The following is an 18,089-nucleotide window of genomic DNA, read 5'->3' on the forward strand; positions in this document are numbered from 1 at the left end:
CATCAACCCTTTTTCAAATCTAGGAGATTCGCATGGCAATGACGGCCGCAGACGTCTTGAAGATGGTGAAAGAAAACGAAGTTAAATTCGTCGACTTCCGCTTCGCCGACACCCGGGGCAAGGAGCAGCACGTTACCGTTCCCGTTTCGCATTTCGACATGGACAAGTTCGAATCTGGCCATGCATTCGACGGTTCCTCCATCGCCGGCTGGAAAGGCATCGAAGCTTCGGACATGATCCTGATGCCGGACCCGTCCACCGCCAACATCGACCCGTTCATGGAAGAGACGACGCTGTTCATGCAGTGCGACGTCATCGAACCGTCCGACGGCAAGGGCTACGAGCGCGATCCGCGTTCCATCGCCAAGCGCGCTGAAGCCTACCTGAAGTCCTCCGGCCTGGGCGACACCGCTTACTTCGGTCCGGAACCCGAATTCTTCATCTTCGACAGCGTGCGCTGGAAAGTCGACATGTCCGGCTGCTTCGTGAAGGTCGATTCCGAAGAAGCGTCCTGGTCCACCGACGAGAAGTACGAAGGCGGCAACACCGGCCATCGTCCGGCAGTCAAGGGCGGCTACTTCCCGGTTCCTCCGGTTGACAGCTTCCAGGACATGCGCTCGGAAATGTGCCAGATCCTCGAAGCGATGGGCATTCCCGTTGAAGTGCATCACCACGAAGTCGCCGGCGCCGGCCAGAACGAAATCGGCACCCGCTTCTCGACCCTGGTCGAGCGCGCCGACTGGACCCAGAACCTGAAATATGTGGTCTGGAACGTCGCCCACACCTACGGCAAGACCGCGACCTTCATGCCCAAGCCCATCGTTGGCGACAACGGTTCCGGCATGCACGTGCACCAGTCGGTCTGGAAAGATGGCAAGAACCTGTTTGCAGGCGACGGCTATGCCGGCCTGTCCGAGTTCGCGCTGTACTACATCGGCGGCATCATCAAGCATGCCAAGGCGCTGAATGCGATCACCAACCCGGGCACCAACTCGTACAAGCGCCTGGTGCCGGGCTTCGAAGCACCGGTGAAACTGGCTTACTCGGCCCGCAACCGTTCCGCGTCGATCCGCATTCCGCACGTGTCGAACCCGAAAGCGCGCCGCATCGAGACCCGCTTCCCGGATCCTTCGGCCAATCCGTACCTGTGCTTCGCCGCGCTGCTGATGGCCGGCCTGGACGGCGTGCAGAACAAGATCCACCCGGGCGAAGCCGCGACCAAGGACCTGTACCACCTGCCGCCGGAAGAAGATCGCGAGATCCCGACCGTGTGCTCCTCGCTCGACCAGGCGCTGGAAGCTCTCGACAAGGATCGCGAATTCCTGACCCGCGGCGGCGTGTTCAGCGACACCATGATCGATGCCTACATCGAACTGAAGATGCAGGAAGTCCAGCGCTTCCGCATGACCACGCATCCGGTCGAGTTCGACATGTACTACTCGCTGTAATCGGGAAGTAAACTCCTGAGCAGTCATCACGGGGAAGGCCGCAAGGCTTTCCCCGTATTCAATTAAAGGATCGACAAGCTGTTGTTCGAACGTCGGCGCTGACCTAACAAAGTTTGTCTCGCGAAGTCGTCCTGTTTTACACTAGCTTCTTTTCTTTATTTCCTGGAAGAAAGTTATGAAAAAGCAACTTTCCTCGCTGGTCCCGCTGCTTCTTTTCGCGGCTGTCTGCGGGTATGCGCATGCGGAGGGCGATGTGTGGGTATGCACCAATGCTGACGGCACCAGGGAGTACAAGAACACGGGCGAGACCAAGGGCTGCAAGCGCGTCGATCTGCAAGGTATCTCCATGATTCCTTCGCCTTACAAGAAGGCCACGGCTTCAGGCAGCGCGAGCAAGCCGGCGACCACCGCGGCGAATACCGTGTCTGCAGGTCCGGCGGATTTCCCAAAGGTGGACGGCACCACGCAAAAGGCGCGCGACAATGACCGCATGCAAATCCTCAGCGAAGAGCTGAAGACGGAAGAAAAGAAGCTGGCATCGCTGAAGACGGACTACAACAATGGCGAGCCCGAGCGTCGTGGCGACGAACGCAACTACGCGAAATACCAGGAGCGTGTCGCGGCAATGAAGGATGACATCAGCCGCACCGAGAAAAACATCGAAGCATTGAAGCGCGAAATCGGCAACCTCAAATAAGACGTGGCCGTTCGCATGAACACCGGGCCGCATATGCGGCCCTTTTTATTGGAGTTGAATCGAGCATGACTCCCGCCTCATCAATGACTCCTGCCTCATTGGCCGGCCTTGACCTGCTGGCCTCGGCTGTTCTGGTGCTGGATGCGGACGGCTGCATCATTTACGCCAATCCGGCCGCAGAGAACCTGCTGGAAAGTTCGGCGAAGCTGTTGCAGCACCAGCGCCTGACCTCGCTGTTTCTGAATGGCGAAAAGCTGCAGCAGATGTTCGACCAGGCCGCCGCCCATCTCTTCGACGACAAGCGCCAGGACCTGGCGCTGGAGCGTATGGGGCGCGAGCCGCTGCAGGTGAATGTGATCGTCACCGCTTTGGATCAACCGGAAACGCCGGTGCTGATCGAGCTGCGGGAAAACGTCCAGCTGCTCAAGCTGCATCGCGAAGAACGCCTGCTCGACCAGAGCGAAGCGAACAAGGAATTGATCCGCAACCTCGCGCATGAAATCAAGAATCCGCTCGGCGGCATCCGCGGTGCGGCGCAACTGCTGGAAATGGAGTTGCCGGAACGGGCGCTGGCGCCGCTGCGCGAGTACACCCAGGTCATCATCAAGGAAGCCGATCGGTTGCAGACTCTGGTCGATCGCCTGCTCGCGCCGCACCGCCGGCCGCATATCGTTGGTGATGTGAACATCCATGAAGTGTTCGAACGGGTGCGCAGCCTGATCCTGGCGGAATTCCCGAATGGCCTGACGATCAAGCGCGACTACGATTTGTCGGTTCCTGAATTCCGCGGCGACAAGGAGCAGCTGATCCAGGCTGTGCTGAATATCGCCCACAACGCCGCGCAAGCGCTGGCCGAACGCATTGCGAATGGCGATGCCATGATCACTTTCCAGACCCGGGTTGCGCGCCAGGTGACTCTGGCCAAGGTACGTTATCGCCTGGCATTGGACTTGCATATCGTCGACAACGGGCCAGGTATCCCACCTGACATCCAGCACCGGATTTTTTATCCGCTGGTCTCGGGCCGCGAGGGAGGAAGCGGTTTGGGACTGACGCTGACGCAGACTTTCATCCAGCAGCACATGGGCGTGATCGAATGCGAAAGCCGGCCGGGATGCACGGATTTCAGAATACTGATACCTCTGCCCTGATGCGGGACGTCGCCAACGCCGGGACGGACCTGATGAACATGCAACGCGGGATGGCAAAACTATGAAACCGATCTGGATTGTTGACGACGACGAATCGATACGCTGGGTGCTGGAAAAGGCACTGGCGCGCGAGAACCTTCCCACCCGCAGTTTTTCGAATGCCCGCGAGGCGATGGATGCCTTGCAAACCACGGCGCCCCAGGTGCTGGTTTCCGATATCCGCATGCCGGGCGAGTCCGGCCTGGCCTTGCTGCAGGCGGCAAAGGAGCGCTATCCGGGCATGCCGGTCATCATCATGACCGCGTTCTCCGATCTCGATTCCGCCGTCGCCGCTTTCCAGGGCGGCGCTTTCGAATATCTGGCCAAGCCCTTCGACCTGGACAAGGCAGTCGAACTGATCCGTCGCGCGCTGGAAGAAAGCCTGCGCGAAACCAACCAGGAGCAGGTGTCCTCGGAAACGCCGGAAATACTCGGCCAGGCGCCGGCGATGCAGGATGTATTCCGCGCGATCGGGCGGCTGTCGCAATCGAACGTGACGGTGCTGATCACCGGCGAATCCGGCACCGGCAAGGAACTGGTCGCGCGCGCCTTGCACAAGCACAGTCCGCGCTCGTCGCAGCCGTTCATCGCGCTCAACACCGCGGCGATACCGAAAGACCTGCTGGAATCCGAGCTGTTTGGCCACGAGCGCGGCGCCTTCACCGGCGCGCAGGCGATGCGACGCGGTCGCTTCGAGCAAGCCGAAGGCGGCACGCTGTTCCTGGATGAAATCGGCGACATGCCATTCGATCTGCAGACGCGCCTGTTGCGGGTGCTGTCGGACGGCCATTTCTACCGCGTCGGCGGCCATCAGCCGCTGAAGGCGAATGTGCGTGTAATCGCCGCGACTCATCAGAACCTGGAAGCTCGGGTCAAGGAAGGCCTGTTCCGCGAAGACTTGTATCACCGCCTGAACGTGATCCGACTGCGCCTGCCGAGCCTGCGTGAGCGGCGCGAAGACATTCCAATCCTGACGCGCCACTTCCTGGCGCAGAGCGCGCGCGAACTCGGCGTGGAAGCCAAGCGCATGTCCGACGGCGCGATGCGATTCCTCGCCAGCCTGGAATTGCCCGGCAATGTGCGCCAACTGGAAAACCTGTGCAACTGGATCACGGTGATGGCGCCGGGTCAGACGGTGGAGATCAAGGACCTGCCGCCGGAAATGATCGAAAGCCGGCCATCCGGCGTGGCGCCGATCACGATGCCGTCCGTGGCGCCGGCCTTTATGTCCTCCGGTGCGCCAGCGCCGTCCAATGGTGTGGAGGCCGCGCCGGCATCGTATGGCGACGATGGCTACGCCGGCGGCAGCGCGGCGACGGGCACCGCCACAGGCGCAAACGGTATGTCGACCGCTGGCGCGACTCCCGTCTTTGGTGCGAATGGCGCAAGCGGCCCGCTCGGCGCTTACGGCGCGGGCAGCGACATGGCGACACGCGCGCCGGTTGCACCGAAGCCGAGCTGGATTGCGCTGCTGGAAAGCGAAGCGGCGCAGATGCTCGCGTCCGGTCGTCCCGAAGTGATGGACGCGCTCGGCCGGCAGTTCGAATCGGCGCTGATCAAGACCGCGTTGCGCCATACCCATGGTCGCAAGAATGACGCCGCGGTCCGGCTGGGTATCGGACGCAATACGATCACCCGGAAGATCCAGGAACTGGGGATCGACGGCGCCAAGGAAGAATAGCGGAACCGCCTCCGTCATAGCCGCGCCAAGCGAGCTTTTGACGGGGGAGGCGCCATGCAGGCGTCCAATGTGCATCCAAGGTCTCGTGGAAGGCTACCCGCCGCCTTCCTCGCGCAAGCGCCGCCACAGCGTGGTGCGGGAAATGCCCAGTCGTTTCGCCGCCTCGGCACGGTTGCCGCCGCAGTGGCGCAAGATCTCTGCAAGGCTTTCCGGGGCGGCTCGTGGCATTTCGGGCGCTATCGTCACGTCGGCGTCGTTAGCGCCGGCAACACCGACCAGTTCCGGCGCATGTCGCAGCAGAAATCCCGGCGTCAGCGCCTGCAAGGGCTCAGCCGACAGGAACAGCGCCAGACGCTGCATCAGGTTGCGCAACTCGCGCACATTGCCGGGCCAAGCATGACCGCACAGCAGCGGTGCGCAACCAGTCACTTCGGCATGCAGATTCGCATGCGGCCGCACGTTCATCGCTGCCAGCGCATGTTTCAGCAACCACTCGGCCAGCGCCGGCACATCATCCAGCCGTTCGCGCAGCGCCGGCAGCCGCAGCCGCAGCACCGACAGCCGGTAATACAGGTCGGCGCGGAAACGTCCCTGCGCCACCAGCGCGGCGAGGTCACAGTGCGTGGCGCTGATGATGCGCACATCGACAGGAATAGGCCGCGTGCCGCCAACGCGCGTGACTTCCCGTTCTTCCAGCACCCGCAGCAATCGCGTCTGCAGCGCCAGCGGCATCTCACCGATTTCATCCAGGAACAGCGTGCCGCGATGTGCCGCTTCGAACAGCCCGGCACGTCCGCCGCGGCGCGAGCCGGTGAAGGCGCCTTCGTCGTAGCCGAACAATTCAGACTCCAGCAAGGACTCGGCAATGGCGCCGCAATTGACCGCAATGAAAGGTTTGCGCGCCGGATGCGCCAGCGCGCCTTCATGGTGGATCGCCTGCGCCGCCAGTTCCTTGCCGGTGCCGGTTTCACCTTCGATCAGCACTGTCGCCGGCGAGCGGGCATACAGCATCACCGTCTGCCGCACTTGCGCCATTGCAGCCGAGTCGCCGCGCAAATCCTTCAGGCCATGCCGCGCGCGCAAGGCGCCGGCTTCGGGCAGTGGCCTGCCGCGGCCGGCTTCCAGGCGCGTCTGGCGAGCCAGCTCGAGCGCATCCTCGAAAGCCTGGCGTATCGATGCCGCCGAGTACACGAATACCCCGGACAAGCCGGCTTCCTCGGTAAGGTCGGTAATCAGCCCGGCGCCGACGATGGCCTGCACGCCGGCCGCCTTCAATTCGCTGATCTGCACGCGCGCCTCCTCGGCGGTCGCATACGAGCGCTGGGCGATGTTCAGGCCGAATGTGGACGCGAAATCGGCAAGCTGCGCCGGCGTTTCCTGGTAGGTGACGATGCCGAGCCGTTGCGAGATGCGCCGGGCCTTGGCCAGCGCCTGCATCATGTCGTAGCCGCTGGCGCGCGCGGTTACCACCGGCACCGGCAGCCGGCTGCGCAGATAGGCGGCATTCGAGCCGGCGGCGATCACCGCATCACAGCGCTCCATTTCCAGGCGCTCGCGGATATGCTGCACCGCTTCCTCGAAGCCAAGCGAAATCGGCACGATGACGGCACGGTCGTCGTATTCGGGCGTGATGTCGCGGAAGAGATGGAACAGTCGGGAAATCGATACGGTCCAGAAAACCGGCTTATCTGGTGCATCGTTGGTCGGCGGGCTTGCAACACTCATGTTTCAGATCTGTTTCAATGTTTCAGTCAAGGGTGCATTGAAACACACTTCACCGCTTTTCAAAACAACGTTCGATGATTGGCTAATCGCTTCCGAAAGAGATAAGTCATTGAATAGATGAGAAGTCGGGGCGCAATCTCGCGCGAGCATCGTTTTCTGGCACGGCGATTGCCATATCACTCACATCGTCAAACCGCTGAAACGCAAAGGAAGACCCATGCCCATCCAATCCGCCGGCGCCGCATTCCGCCAGGCCGTCAAGGAAGAAAGCCCGCTGCAAGTCATCGGCGCCATCAATGCCAACCATGCACTCTTGGCCAAGCGTGCCGGTTTCCGTGCGATCTACCTGTCCGGCGGCGGTGTCGCGGCCGGCTCGCTCGGATTGCCTGATCTCGGCATTTCCAACCTTGACGATGTGCTGACCGATGTGCGCCGCATCACCGATGTCTGCGACCTGCCGCTGCTGGTCGACGTGGACACCGGCTTCGGTTCATCGGCCTTCAATGTCGCGCGCACCGTGAAGTCGATGATCAAGTTCGGCGCCGCCGCCATGCATATCGAAGACCAGGTCGGCGCCAAGCGCTGCGGTCATCGTCCGAACAAGGAAATCGTCAGCAAGACCGAGATGGTGGACCGCATCAAGGCCGCCGTCGACGCCCGCACCGATGAGAACTTCGTCATCATGGCGCGCACCGACGCACTCGCCGTCGAAGGCCTGGAGGCAGCGATCGAGCGCGCGCAAGCCTGCGTCGAAGCCGGCGCCGACATGATCTTCCCGGAAGCCATCACCGAACTCTCGATGTACAAGCAGTTTGCGAATGCGGTGAAGGTGCCGATCCTGGCCAACATCACCGAGTTTGGCGCAACGCCCTTGTACACCGTGGATGAGCTGCGCGGCGCCGATGTCGGCATCGTGCTGTATCCGCTGTCGGCTTTCCGCGCAATGAACAAGGCCGCGGAAAACGTCTACAACACCATCCGCCGCGAAGGCACGCAGAAGAACGTGGTCGACACGATGCAGACCCGCGCCGAGCTGTACGACCGCATCAACTATCACGACTTCGAGCAGAAGCTGGATGCGCTGTTTGCGCAGCAGAAGGCGCGCTGAACCGATACAACGACAGGGCAGCGCATCAGTGCTGCCGAACAGACAGACGAAGAGGAGAACACCATGAGCGAGCAGGCAACTTTCAAACCGAAGAAATCCGTGGCGCTGTCCGGCGTAGCCGCCGGCAATACCGCGCTGTGCACCGTGGGCAAGACCGGCAACGATCTGCACTACCGCGGCTATGACATTCTCGATATCGCCAATACGTCCGAGTTTGAAGAAATCGCTTACCTGCTGGTGCACGGCAAGCTGCCGACCGAAGCCGAGCTGCGCGGCTACAAGGCCAAGCTGAAATCGCTGCGCGGCATCCCGGCGCAATTGAAGACTGTGCTGGAAGCCTTGCCGGCGTCCTCGCATCCGATGGACGTGATGCGCACCGCGGTCTCGGTGCTGGGCTGCGTGCTGCCGGAAAAGGATGACCACAACACGCCGGGCGCGCGCGACATCGCCGATCGCCTGATGGCGTCGCTGGGCTCGGCGCTGCTGTACTGGTATCACTACAGCCACAATGGCCGCCGCATCGAAGTCGAAACCGATGACGAATCCATCGGCGGCCACTTCCTGCATCTGCTGCATGGCGTCACGCCGCGCGAATCCTGGGTCAAGGCCATGCATGTGTCGCTGATCCTGTATGCCGAGCATGAGTTCAATGCGTCCACCTTCGCCAGCCGCGTCGTCGCCGGCACCGGCTCGGACATGTATTCCGCAGTTGCCGGCGCGATCGGCGCGCTGCGCGGGCCCAAGCATGGCGGCGCCAACGAAGTCGCCTTCGAAGTGCAGAAACGCTACGACAATCCGGACGAAGCCGAGGCCGACATCCGCCGCCGCGTCGAGAACAAGGAAGTCGTGATCGGCTTCGGCCACCCGGTCTACACCATCGCCGATCCGCGCAATGTGGTGATCAAGGAAGTGGCGCGCAAGCTGTCCGAGGAAGTCGGCTCGATGAAGATGTTCGACATCGCCGACCGCCTGGAAACCGTGATGTGGGACATCAAGAAAATGTTCCCGAACCTTGACTGGTTCTCGGCCGTGTCCTATCACATGATGGGCGTGCCGACCGCGATGTTCACCCCGCTGTTTGTCATTGCCCGCACCTCCGGCTGGGCCGCGCACATCATCGAGCAGCGCATCGACAACAAGATCATCCGCCCGAGCGCGAACTATGTCGGCCCGGAAGATCTGCAATTCGTCCCGATCCGGGACCGGAAATAATCGCCATGAGCAACATGAACATAGCCAGCCGCAAGCGGCTGCCCGGAACCCAGGTGGATTACTTCGATGCGCGCAGTGCGGTCGATGCGATCCAGCCCGGCGCCTGGGATCGCCTGCCCTATACCTCGCGCGTGCTCGCCGAAAACCTGGTGCGCCGCTGCGATCCGACCATCCTCACCGATTCGCTGAAGCAGCTCATCGAGCGCAAGCGCGAGCGCGACTTCCCGTGGTTCCCGGCGCGGGTGGTCTGCCACGACATCCTGGGCCAGACCGCGCTGGTGGACCTCGCCGGCCTGCGCGACGCGATCGCGCAGCAGGGCGGCGATCCGGCGCTGGTGAACCCGGTGGTGCCCACGCAACTCGTGGTCGACCATTCGCTGGCGGTGGAATGCGGCGGTTTCGATCCGGATGCCTTCACCAAAAACCGCGCCATCGAAGACCGTCGCAATGAAGACCGCTTCGACTTCATCAACTGGACCAAGAAGGCCTTCCGCAATGTCGACGTGATCCCGCCGGGCAACGGCATCCTGCACCAGATCAACCTGGAGCGCATGTCGCCGGTGATCCAGGTGCAGGACGGCGTGGCCTATCCGGATACGCTGGTGGGCACCGACAGCCATACGCCGATGGTGGATGCGCTGGGCGTGATCGCCGTTGGCGTCGGCGGCCTTGAAGCTGAAAGCGTGATGCTGGGCCGCGCCTCGTGGATGCGTCTGCCGGACATCGTCGGCGTGGAGCTGTCGGGCAGGCCGCAGCCGGGCATCACCGCCACCGATATCGTGCTGGCGCTGACCGAGTTCCTGCGCAAGGAAAAGGTGGTGTCGACCTATCTCGAGTTCTACGGCGAGGGCGCGGCCAACCTGACGCTGGGCGACCGTGCGACGATTTCCAACATGGCGCCCGAGTTCGGTGCGACCGCGGCGATGTTCTACATCGACGAGCAGACCATCAAGTACCTGAAGCTCACCGGCCGCGAGGATGCGCTGGTGGCGCTGGTGGAGACGTATGCGAAAGAGGCGGGACTCTGGGCCGATACGTTGAAGCATGCCGAATACGAGCGCGTGCTGCGCTTTGATCTGTCGACCGTGGTGCGCAACATCGCCGGCCCATCGAATCCGCACAAGCGCGTGCCGACCTCCGAGCTGGCCGCGCGCGGTATTGCCGGTCATGTCGAGAACGAACCGGGCCTGATGCCGGATGGCGCAGTCATCATCGCCGCCATCACCAGCTGCACCAACACCAACAACCCGCGCAACATGATCGCGGCGGGCCTGCTGGCGCGCAATGCGAACCGGCGCGGCCTGCTGCGCAAGCCCTGGGTGAAGAGTTCGCTGGCGCCGGGATCGAAGGCAGTGGCGCTGTATCTCGAGGAAGCCAACCTGATGCCGGAGCTGGAGAAGCTCGGTTTCGGCGTCGTGGCCTTTGCCTGCACTACCTGCAACGGCATGTCCGGCGCGCTCGATCCGGCGATACAAAAGGAAATCATCGATCGCGACCTGTATGCCACCGCGGTGCTGTCGGGCAACCGCAATTTCGACGGCCGCATCCATCCGTATGCGAAGCAGGCCTTCCTGGCTTCGCCGCCGCTGGTCGTGGCGTATGCGATCGCCGGCACGATTCGGTTCGACATCGAGAAGGATGTGCTCGGTACAGACGCCGACGGCAAGCCGGTGACCTTGAAGGACATCTGGCCTTCGGACGAAGAGATCGATGCCGTCGTCGCCTCCAGCGTGAAGCCGGATCATTTCCGCAAGGTCTATGTGCCGATGTTTGCCCGCACCGAAAGCGCAGCGGAAGCAGTGGATCCGCTGTACGACTGGCGGCCGATGAGCACCTATATCCGGCGTCCACCGTACTGGGAAGGCGCGCTCGCCGGCGAACGGAGCTTACGCGGCATGCGGCCTTTGGCTCTGCTCGGCGACAACATCACCACCGACCACCTGTCGCCGTCGAACGCCATCATGGCGGACAGCGCCGCCGGCGAATACCTGGCGAAGATGGGCTTGCCGGAAGAGGACTTCAATTCCTATGCAACCCATCGCGGCGACCACCTCACCGCACAGCGCGCCACCTTCGCCAATCCAACGCTGAAGAACGAGATGGTGCGCGATGGCGACGGCAAGGTGCGCGCCGGCTCGCTGGCGCGGGTCGAGCCGGAAGGCGAAGTCAAGCGCATGTGGGAAGCCATCGAGACCTACATGGCGCGCAAGCAGCCGCTGATCGTGATCGCTGGCGCGGACTATGGCCAGGGATCGTCGCGCGACTGGGCGGCGAAGGGCGTGCGCCTGGCCGGTGTCGAAGCGATCGTGGCCGAAGGCTTCGAGCGCATCCACCGCACCAACCTGGTCGGCATGGGCGTGCTGCCGCTGGAGTTCGAGCCGGGCACGAACCGCCTGACGCTAAACCTCGACGGCACCGAGACCTATGACGTGATCGGCGAGCGCAAGCCGCGCGCGATGCTCACGCTCGTCATCCATCGCCAGACCGGCGAAACGCAGGAAGTGCCGGTGCTGTGCCGGCTCGACACCGCAGAGGAAGTCTCGATCTATGAAGCGGGCGGCGTGCTGCAGCGTTTCGCACAGGACTTCCTGGAGCAGACGGCGAAGGCGGCGTAGGTTGGGCTGCAAAGCCCAACGAAACGTCGAACACCCGCGGGCCTCATCAAGGGCGTAGGTTGGGCTGCAAAGCCCAACAAAACTCTGTATCCCGCGGGCCTCATCGTTGGGCTTCCTTCGTCAGCCCAACCTACGGATATCGAACGAAAGCCGGACAGAAAAGGTTCAAAACAAAGGTGGAGCAATCCGCCCACGCATCACAGGAAACCACCATGCCCCACGTACCCCAGATCAAGATCCCCGCAACCTACATGCGCGGCGGCACCAGCAAGGGCGTGTTCTTCCGCCTGCAGGACTTGCCCGAGCGCGCGCAGACACCTAGCGCAGCGCGCGATGCCTTGCTCATGCGCGTCATCGGCAGTCCCGACCCCTATGCCAAGCAGATCGACGGCATGGGCGGCGCGACTTCGAGCACCAGCAAGACCGTGATCGTGGCGAAGAGCAGCCGGCCCGATCACGATGTCGATTACCTGTTCGGCCAAGTGTCGATCGACAAGCCTTTCGTCGACTGGAGCGGCAACTGCGGCAACCTGTCGGCCGCGGTCGGCCCGTTCGCGATAGCCAGCGGCTTCATCGATGCCGCGCGCATCCCCGAGAACGGCACGGTGACGATACGCATTTGGCAAGCCAACATCGGCAAGACCATCATCGCCCATGTGCCGATCACGAACGGCCAGGTGCAGGAAACCGGCGACTTCGAGCTTGACGGCGTGACCTTCCCGGCCGCCGAAGTGCAGCTCGAATTCCTTGACCCGGCCGCCGAGGAAGAAGGCGCGGGCGGCGCGATGTTCCCGACCGGGAAGCTCGTCGACGACCTGGAGGTGCCCGGCATCGGCACGTTGAAAGCGACGATGATCAATGCCGGCATCCCGACCATCTTCGTCAATGCCGAAGACATCGGCTATACCGGCACCGAACTGCAGGAAGCGATCAACAGCGATGCCGAAGCGCTGGCGAAATTCGAGACCATCCGCGCTTTTGGCGCGCTGCGCATGGGGCTGATCAAGAATGTCGATGAAGCGGCGCGGCGTCAACACACGCCGAAGGTCGCTTATGTCGCCAAGCCCGCCGGCTATGTCGCGTCCAGCGGCAAGGAAGTCAATGCGCAGGATGTGGACTTGCTGGTGCGGGCAATGTCGATGGGCAAGCTGCATCACGCGATGATGGGCACCGCTGCAGTGGCCATCGGCACCGCGGCCGCGATTCCCGGCACGCTGGTCAACACGGCTGCCGGCGGCAGCGAACGCAGCGCGGTGCGCTTCGGTCATCCTTCCGGCACGCTGCGCGTTGGTGCCGAAGCAAAGCAGGTCGATGGCGAATGGGTGGTAACCAAGGCCATCATGAGCCGCAGCGCGCGCATCCTGATGGAAGGCTGGGTGCGCGTGCCCGGCGACGCTTTCTAAGGTCAGGGCGGGCATAGCGGCAGTCCAATAAAAACGACAAATACGAGAGAACCGGGGCCCGGCCATACACGGGCTCGCAGCAGCTGAGCTGGATTGGGATCGCGTTCGCAGCGCGTGAGCGCCGCAAACGCCTTGTGCAACGTGGAGGAGGCAGCGATGAGTTACACCGAGTTCTATCAGCAGTCCGTGAATGATCCGCAGGCGTTCTGGGGACGCGAAGCCGAGCGCATAGATTGGCAGACGCCGTTTTCCCAGGTGCTGGACGACAGCCGCTCGCCGTTCAACCGCTGGTTCGTCGGCGGCACCACCAACCTGTGTCACAACGCAGTGGACCGCTGGGCCGCGGTGCAGGGCGATGCGGCGGCGTTGATCGCGGTGACCACCGAGACGCCGGATGCCGAGCCGCGCGAGCGCGTCTACAGCTATCGCGAGCTGCTGCGCGAAGTCGAAACCACGGCCGCGATACTGCAGTCCCTGGGCGTAAGCAGGGGCGACCGGGTGTTGCTGTACATGCCGATGATCCCTGAGGCGGTGTTCGCGATGCTGGCCTGCGCGCGCATCGGCGCGATTCACTCGGTGGTGTTCGGCGGCTTCGCCTCCAACAGCCTGGCCAGCCGCATTGATGACGCCAAGCCGAAGCTGATTGTCTCCACCGATGCCGGCTCGCGCGGCGGTAAGGCAGTGCCCTACAAGCCGCTGCTCGATGAAGCGATACGCATCGCCGAGCACAAGCCCGAGCATGTGCTGCTGGTGAACCGCGGCCTGGCTGCGATGGACACCGTCGGTGGGCGCGATGTCGATTACGCGCAGCTGCGCGAGCAGCATCGCGAGGCCAGCGTGCCGGTGACACCGCTCGAATCGAACGAGATCTCCTACATCCTCTATACCTCGGGCACCACCGGCAAGCCCAAGGGCGTGCAGCGCGACGTCGGCGGCTATGCGGTGGCGCTGGCCTCGTCGATGGAAACCATCTTCTGCGGCAAGCGCGGCGAGACCTTCTTCTGCACTTCCGATATCGGCTGGGTGGTCGGGCATTCCTACATCGTCTATGGCCCGCTGATCGCCGGTATGGCAACCATCCTGTATGAAGGCATGCCGACGCGCCCGGATGGCGGCATCTGGTGGCGGCTGGTGGAAAAGTACCGCGTCACGCGCATGTTCTCGTCGCCGACCGCCATCCGCGTGCTGAAGAAGCAACCGTCGGAGTTGATGCGCCAATACGACCTGTCCTCGCTGAAGAGTTTGTTCCTGGCCGGCGAGCCGCTGGACGAGCCAACCTCGGCATGGATCGCGGGCGAACTGAATGTGCCCATCATCGACAACTACTGGCAGACCGAAACCGGCTGGCCGATCCTGTCAATTGCCCGCGGCCTGGATGACCGTCCGACGCGCCTGGGCAGCCCTGGCGTGCCGATGCCTGGCTATCGGGTGAAGGTGATCAGCGAAGCCACCGGTGAGGAATGCGCGCCGAACGAGAAGGGCGTGCTGGCAATCGAAGCGCCGCTGCCGCCGGGCTGCATGCAGACGGTGTATGGCGATGATGAGCGCTTCGTGAAGACTTACTGGTCAACCTTCAAGCGGCCGCTGTATTCCACCTTCGACTGGGGCATACGCGATGCCGATGGCTATCACTTCATCCTTGGCCGCACCGATGACGTCATCAACGTCGCGGGACACCGGCTCGGCACGCGCGAGATCGAGGAAAGCATCTGCAGCCATCCGAATGTATCCGAGGTCGCAGTGGTCGGCGTGGAAGACAAGCTGAAAGGGCAGGTGGCCGTGGCCTTCGTGGTGCCCAAGCGCGCCGATGCATTGACCACGGCGGAGTCGCGCGCGGCGCTGCAGGCCGAGATCATGGGCACCGTGGACAAGCAGCTCGGCGCCGTGGCGCGCCCGGCGCAGGTGCACCTGGTGAACCTGCTGCCGAAGACGCGCTCGGGCAAGCTGCTGCGACGCGCGATACAGGCGGTATGCGAAGGCCGGGATCCGGGCGATCTGACGACGATCGAAGATCCGGCGTCGCTGGAGCAGATACGGGGAGCGGTGCAGGGCGCATGACGCATGACGCATCACGCTTTGCGTAGGGTGGGCGCAGCCCACGCGGTGATTGAACATCCGCGGTGATCGAACATCCGCGGTGATCGAATATCCGCGTGGGCTGCGCCCACCCTACAAAAGCTGCAAGCAATACCGACCATCCATCGCCCGCAATTCCTGTTCGATACGCCGGCACAGCATGCAATCCGCTGACGCACTGATCCGCTTCATCCCCTTCCTCAGTGAATCGACTTATCATCCAGACTTCCCCAGCTCCGGAGTCACCAGCATGCGATCCACCAAGGCCAGCGCGGCGCTCGAGCGTCTGAAGCGCCGCAGCGGCAACCAGGATTATTCGATGGCGCGCAGCGCCGATGGCTTGTTCTATCTGATCGAGTATGCCGACGATGGCGAAGCGAAACGCTTGTCGCCATCGATGGAGCAGGAGGATTTCGTTGTCTACATCAACGGTCTCGGCCCGCAGCCCGAGCCGAAGAAACTCGGCAAGAACGACGCGGCATTCGAGAAGCAGCTCGACAGGATGAAGGGCAAGGGCTGAGCCTTAGTGCTGCCACCAAGGCTCCCGGACTCAGGACAGCGTTGCCACCACCGGCGTATGGTCCGACGGCTGTTCCCACTTGCGCGGCACCCGGTCGATGACGCAGGCGGTGCAGCGCGCGGCCAAGGGCGGGGACAGCAGGATGTGATCGATGCGCAAGCCCATGTTGCGGCGGAAAGCCATCTGCCGGTAATCCCACCAGCTGTAGGTCTTCTCGGGCTGCTCGAACAGGCGGAATGCATCTTTCAATTCCAGTGCGCACAGCTGGCGGAAGGCTTCGCGCTCGGGCTCGGATACCAGCACCGAACCGGCCCATGCCGCCGGGTCGTGCACATCGGCGTCGGCAGGCGCAATGTTGTAGTCGCCGAGCAGTGCCAGGCCCGGATGTTGCGCCAGTTCCTGCGCCAGCCATTCGCGCAGCGCGGCCAGCCACTTCAGCTTGTACTCGTACTTGTCCGACCCCACCGATTGCCCGTTCGGCACATAGGCGCAGACCACGCGCACATCCTGGATGGTGGCGGCAATGATGCGCTGCTGCTCATCCGGGAACAGAGGATTGTTGCGCACGACCTCCGTCATCGGATGGCGCGACAGGATGGCCACGCCGTTGTAGGTCTTCTGTCCGGTATAGGCGACCTGGTATCCCGCGGCTTCAATCTCGGCCACGGGAAACTTGTCGTCAGTGAGTTTGGTTTCCTGCAGGCAGAGCACATCGATGGGATTGTCGGCCAGCCATTGCAGCACATGCGGCAGCCTGACCTTCAGCGAGTTGACGTTCCAGGTCGCGAGTTTCATGGGGCATTCTCGGATAAGAAAAGCGCCGGCACGGGCCGGCGCATCAAGCATCAATGGGGAAGTCGACTTAGCTTGCCGGACCGTTCTTGGCGCGGCGGATCAGATACGTCGTCAGCAAAGGCACCGGCCTGCCGGTCGCGCCCTTGGCCGCGCCGCTCTTCCACGCGGTGCCGGCGATGTCCATGTGCGCCCAGGTGTAGTTGCGGGTGTAGCGTTCGAGGAAGCAGGCGGCGGTGATGCTGCCGGCCGGCGGTCCGCCGATGTTGGCCATATCGGCAAAGTTCGACTTGAGCTGCTCCTGGTAGCTGTCTTCGATCGGCATGCGCCAGGCAGTGTCGTCGCTCGCCTTGCCTGCAGCCATCAGCGCATCGGCCAGCGCATCGTGCGCGGCGTCATGGCGGGTGAACAGGCCGGAGTTGTGATGACCGAGCGCGGTGATGCAGGCGCCGGTCAGCGTGGCGATGTCGATCACGGCTTCGGGCTTGAAGCGCTCGGCATAGGTCAGCGCGTCGCACAGGATCAGGCGACCCTCGGCATCGGTGTTGAGGATCTCGATGGTCTGACCCGACATCGAGGTCACGATGTCGCCAGGGCGGGTGGCGCTGCCGGAAGGCATGTTCTCGGTGGACGGGATGATGCCGATCACGTTGAGCTTCAGGTTCATCTCGCCGATGGCGCGGAAGGTGCCGAGCACCGAGGCCGCGCCGCACATGTCGTACTTCATTTCATCCATCGCCGCGCCCGGCTTGATCGAAATGCCGCCGGAGTCGAAGGTGATGCCCTTGCCGACCAGCACCGTCGGCGCTTCCTTGGCGCGGCCGCCCATGTGCTTGATGACGATGAACTTCGGTGGCTCGATAGTGCCGTTGGTGACCGACAGGAAGCTGCCCATCTTCAGCGCTTCCATCTGCTTGCGGTCCAGCACTTCGACGCCGAAGCCGAAGTCCTTGCCCAGCTTCTTGGCAGTGTTGGCGAGGTAGGTCGGGGTGCAGATGTTGGGCGGCAGGTTGCCGAGGTCCTTGGTGAGATCCATGCCGTTGGCCAGCGCCACCGACTGGGCCAGCGTTTCGCGTGCGGCCGATGAAGCAGCGCTGTCGACCACGATGGCTACCTTCTTTACACCGTTCGGCGCCGGATCCTTCTTGCTCTTCATCGCATCGAAGCGATAGGCCACATCGCGCATGGCCAGCACCAGGGTGCGCAGCGCCCATTCGCTGTCACGGTCGCGCACGCTCTCCAGCGGCAGCGCGATGAAGCAATCGTTCGCGCCGAGACTGGGCAGCATGCGCGCAAGGGTTTGCGCGGCAGTGGTGAAATCCTTGGGGACGATGGGCTGTTCCTTGCCCAGGCCCAGCAGCAGCACGCGCTCGGCATTGATCCCGTCAGCGCGCCGCAGCAGCAGGCTGGAGCCAGCCTTGCCGCTGATGTCGCCGGACTTCAGCGCCGCGCTGATCGCGCCCTGGGCGTCCAGTTCGGTTGCGGCAGGCGACATGCCGCGGTTCTCAAATACGCCGACAATCATCAAGCCCGTCTTGGCTTGCGTCGGGGTGGTCCTGGCATCGAAAGTTTTTATGCTAAAGTCCATGGATGCTCCTTTTTTGGTCCACGCAATTATAGTC

13 protein-coding genes are annotated in these 18,089 nt (G+C 63.0%); 10 read left to right on the top strand and 3 right to left on the bottom strand.

Translation table 11 applies throughout. The annotated features are described in order from the left end of the window. The first annotated feature begins 32 nt into the window (after nucleotides 1–32). From glnA to ntrC, 4 genes are all read left to right on the top strand, one after another. The gene (gene glnA / locus JJB74_RS06205) at nucleotides 33–1,448 is read left to right on the top strand and encodes a glutamate--ammonia ligase (RefSeq protein ID WP_200590966.1); all 1,416 of its coding nucleotides are present in this window, start codon (nucleotides 33–35) and stop codon (nucleotides 1,446–1,448) included. Between the two features lie 175 nt (nucleotides 1,449–1,623). Continuing rightward, nucleotides 1,624–2,145, top strand: a complete 522-nt coding sequence (locus tag JJB74_RS06210) for a DUF4124 domain-containing protein (protein WP_200590967.1) — start codon at nucleotides 1,624–1,626, stop codon at nucleotides 2,143–2,145. Between the two features lie 65 nt (nucleotides 2,146–2,210). Continuing rightward, nucleotides 2,211–3,296 (top strand): nitrogen regulation protein NR(II), encoded by a 1,086-nt coding sequence (gene glnL / locus JJB74_RS06215; RefSeq protein WP_234484005.1) that lies wholly within the window; start codon nucleotides 2,211–2,213, stop codon nucleotides 3,294–3,296. 61 nt (nucleotides 3,297–3,357) lie between these two features. Beyond that, entirely contained in the window at nucleotides 3,358–5,016 is a 1,659-nt protein-coding gene (gene ntrC, locus JJB74_RS06220) for a nitrogen regulation protein NR(I) (protein WP_234484006.1), read from the top strand. A gap of 93 nt (nucleotides 5,017–5,109) precedes the next feature. Here ntrC and prpR read toward each other — a convergent pair whose 3' ends face one another. Then, complete coding sequence (gene prpR, locus JJB74_RS06230) at nucleotides 5,110–6,741, bottom strand: propionate catabolism operon regulatory protein PrpR (protein WP_200590968.1); 1,632 nt, start codon at nucleotides 6,739–6,741, stop codon at nucleotides 5,110–5,112. Nucleotides 6,742–6,958: 217 nt separating this feature from the next. Between prpR and prpB the strand changes: the two genes are divergently transcribed. The 6 genes from prpB (at nucleotide 6,959) to JJB74_RS06260 (ending at nucleotide 15,675) form a co-directional block, all read left to right on the top strand. Further along, nucleotides 6,959–7,849 (top strand): methylisocitrate lyase, encoded by an 891-nt coding sequence (gene prpB / locus JJB74_RS06235; RefSeq protein WP_200590969.1) that lies wholly within the window; start codon nucleotides 6,959–6,961, stop codon nucleotides 7,847–7,849. 63 nt (nucleotides 7,850–7,912) lie between these two features. Then, the gene (prpC, locus tag JJB74_RS06240) at nucleotides 7,913–9,061 is read left to right on the top strand and encodes a bifunctional 2-methylcitrate synthase/citrate synthase (protein WP_200590970.1); all 1,149 of its coding nucleotides are present in this window, start codon (nucleotides 7,913–7,915) and stop codon (nucleotides 9,059–9,061) included. A 14-nt stretch (nucleotides 9,062–9,075) separates the two neighbouring features. Then, nucleotides 9,076–11,676: a Fe/S-dependent 2-methylisocitrate dehydratase AcnD gene (gene acnD / locus JJB74_RS06245; protein WP_200591370.1), complete on the top strand. Its 2,601-nt coding sequence runs from the start codon at nucleotides 9,076–9,078 to the stop codon at nucleotides 11,674–11,676. Between the two features lie 212 nt (nucleotides 11,677–11,888). After that, nucleotides 11,889–13,079 (top strand): 2-methylaconitate cis-trans isomerase PrpF, encoded by a 1,191-nt coding sequence (gene prpF, locus JJB74_RS06250; RefSeq protein ID WP_200590971.1) that lies wholly within the window; start codon nucleotides 11,889–11,891, stop codon nucleotides 13,077–13,079. Nucleotides 13,080–13,235: 156 nt separating this feature from the next. Then, nucleotides 13,236–15,137, top strand: coding sequence for a propionate--CoA ligase (locus JJB74_RS06255; RefSeq protein ID WP_200590972.1), 1,902 nt, complete (start codon nucleotides 13,236–13,238; stop codon nucleotides 15,135–15,137). Nucleotides 15,138–15,405: 268 nt separating this feature from the next. Continuing rightward, nucleotides 15,406–15,675: a hypothetical protein gene (locus tag JJB74_RS06260; RefSeq protein WP_200590973.1), complete on the top strand. Its 270-nt coding sequence runs from the start codon at nucleotides 15,406–15,408 to the stop codon at nucleotides 15,673–15,675. A 30-nt stretch (nucleotides 15,676–15,705) separates the two neighbouring features. On the opposite strand, the gene xth is transcribed toward JJB74_RS06260, so the two are convergent. Both xth and JJB74_RS06270 read right to left on the bottom strand, forming a co-directional pair. Then, nucleotides 15,706–16,470, bottom strand: coding sequence for an exodeoxyribonuclease III (xth, locus tag JJB74_RS06265; protein WP_200590974.1), 765 nt, complete (start codon nucleotides 16,468–16,470; stop codon nucleotides 15,706–15,708). Nucleotides 16,471–16,537: 67 nt separating this feature from the next. After that, the gene (locus JJB74_RS06270) at nucleotides 16,538–18,055 is read right to left on the bottom strand and encodes a leucyl aminopeptidase (protein ID WP_200590975.1); all 1,518 of its coding nucleotides are present in this window, start codon (nucleotides 18,053–18,055) and stop codon (nucleotides 16,538–16,540) included. Between the last annotated feature and the right edge of the window lie 34 nt (nucleotides 18,056–18,089).

Origin of the sequence: Noviherbaspirillum pedocola (genome assembly GCF_016632335.1) — a bacterium.
Classification (GTDB): Bacteria; Pseudomonadota; Gammaproteobacteria; order Burkholderiales; family Burkholderiaceae_D; genus Noviherbaspirillum_A; species Noviherbaspirillum_A pedocola.

What these genes read in the sequence shown, in the direction of transcription:
- glnA (WP_200590966.1), top strand. Translation starts at nt 33, where the DNA reads ATGGCAATGACGGCCGCAGACGTCTTGAAGATGGTGAAAGAAAACGAA.
- JJB74_RS06210 (WP_200590967.1), top strand. Translation starts at nt 1,624, where the DNA reads ATGAAAAAGCAACTTTCCTCGCTGGTCCCGCTGCTTCTTTTCGCGGCT.
- glnL (WP_234484005.1), top strand. Translation starts at nt 2,211, where the DNA reads ATGACTCCCGCCTCATCAATGACTCCTGCCTCATTGGCCGGCCTTGAC.
- ntrC (WP_234484006.1), top strand. Translation starts at nt 3,358, where the DNA reads ATGAAACCGATCTGGATTGTTGACGACGACGAATCGATACGCTGGGTG.
- prpR (WP_200590968.1), bottom strand. Translation starts at nt 6,741, where the DNA reads ATGAGTGTTGCAAGCCCGCCGACCAACGATGCACCAGATAAGCCGGTT.
- prpB (WP_200590969.1), top strand. Translation starts at nt 6,959, where the DNA reads ATGCCCATCCAATCCGCCGGCGCCGCATTCCGCCAGGCCGTCAAGGAA.
- prpC (WP_200590970.1), top strand. Translation starts at nt 7,913, where the DNA reads ATGAGCGAGCAGGCAACTTTCAAACCGAAGAAATCCGTGGCGCTGTCC.
- acnD (WP_200591370.1), top strand. Translation starts at nt 9,076, where the DNA reads ATGAACATAGCCAGCCGCAAGCGGCTGCCCGGAACCCAGGTGGATTAC.
- prpF (WP_200590971.1), top strand. Translation starts at nt 11,889, where the DNA reads ATGCCCCACGTACCCCAGATCAAGATCCCCGCAACCTACATGCGCGGC.
- JJB74_RS06255 (WP_200590972.1), top strand. Translation starts at nt 13,236, where the DNA reads ATGAGTTACACCGAGTTCTATCAGCAGTCCGTGAATGATCCGCAGGCG.
- JJB74_RS06260 (WP_200590973.1), top strand. Translation starts at nt 15,406, where the DNA reads ATGCGATCCACCAAGGCCAGCGCGGCGCTCGAGCGTCTGAAGCGCCGC.
- xth (WP_200590974.1), bottom strand. Translation starts at nt 16,470, where the DNA reads ATGAAACTCGCGACCTGGAACGTCAACTCGCTGAAGGTCAGGCTGCCG.
- JJB74_RS06270 (WP_200590975.1), bottom strand. Translation starts at nt 18,055, where the DNA reads ATGGACTTTAGCATAAAAACTTTCGATGCCAGGACCACCCCGACGCAA.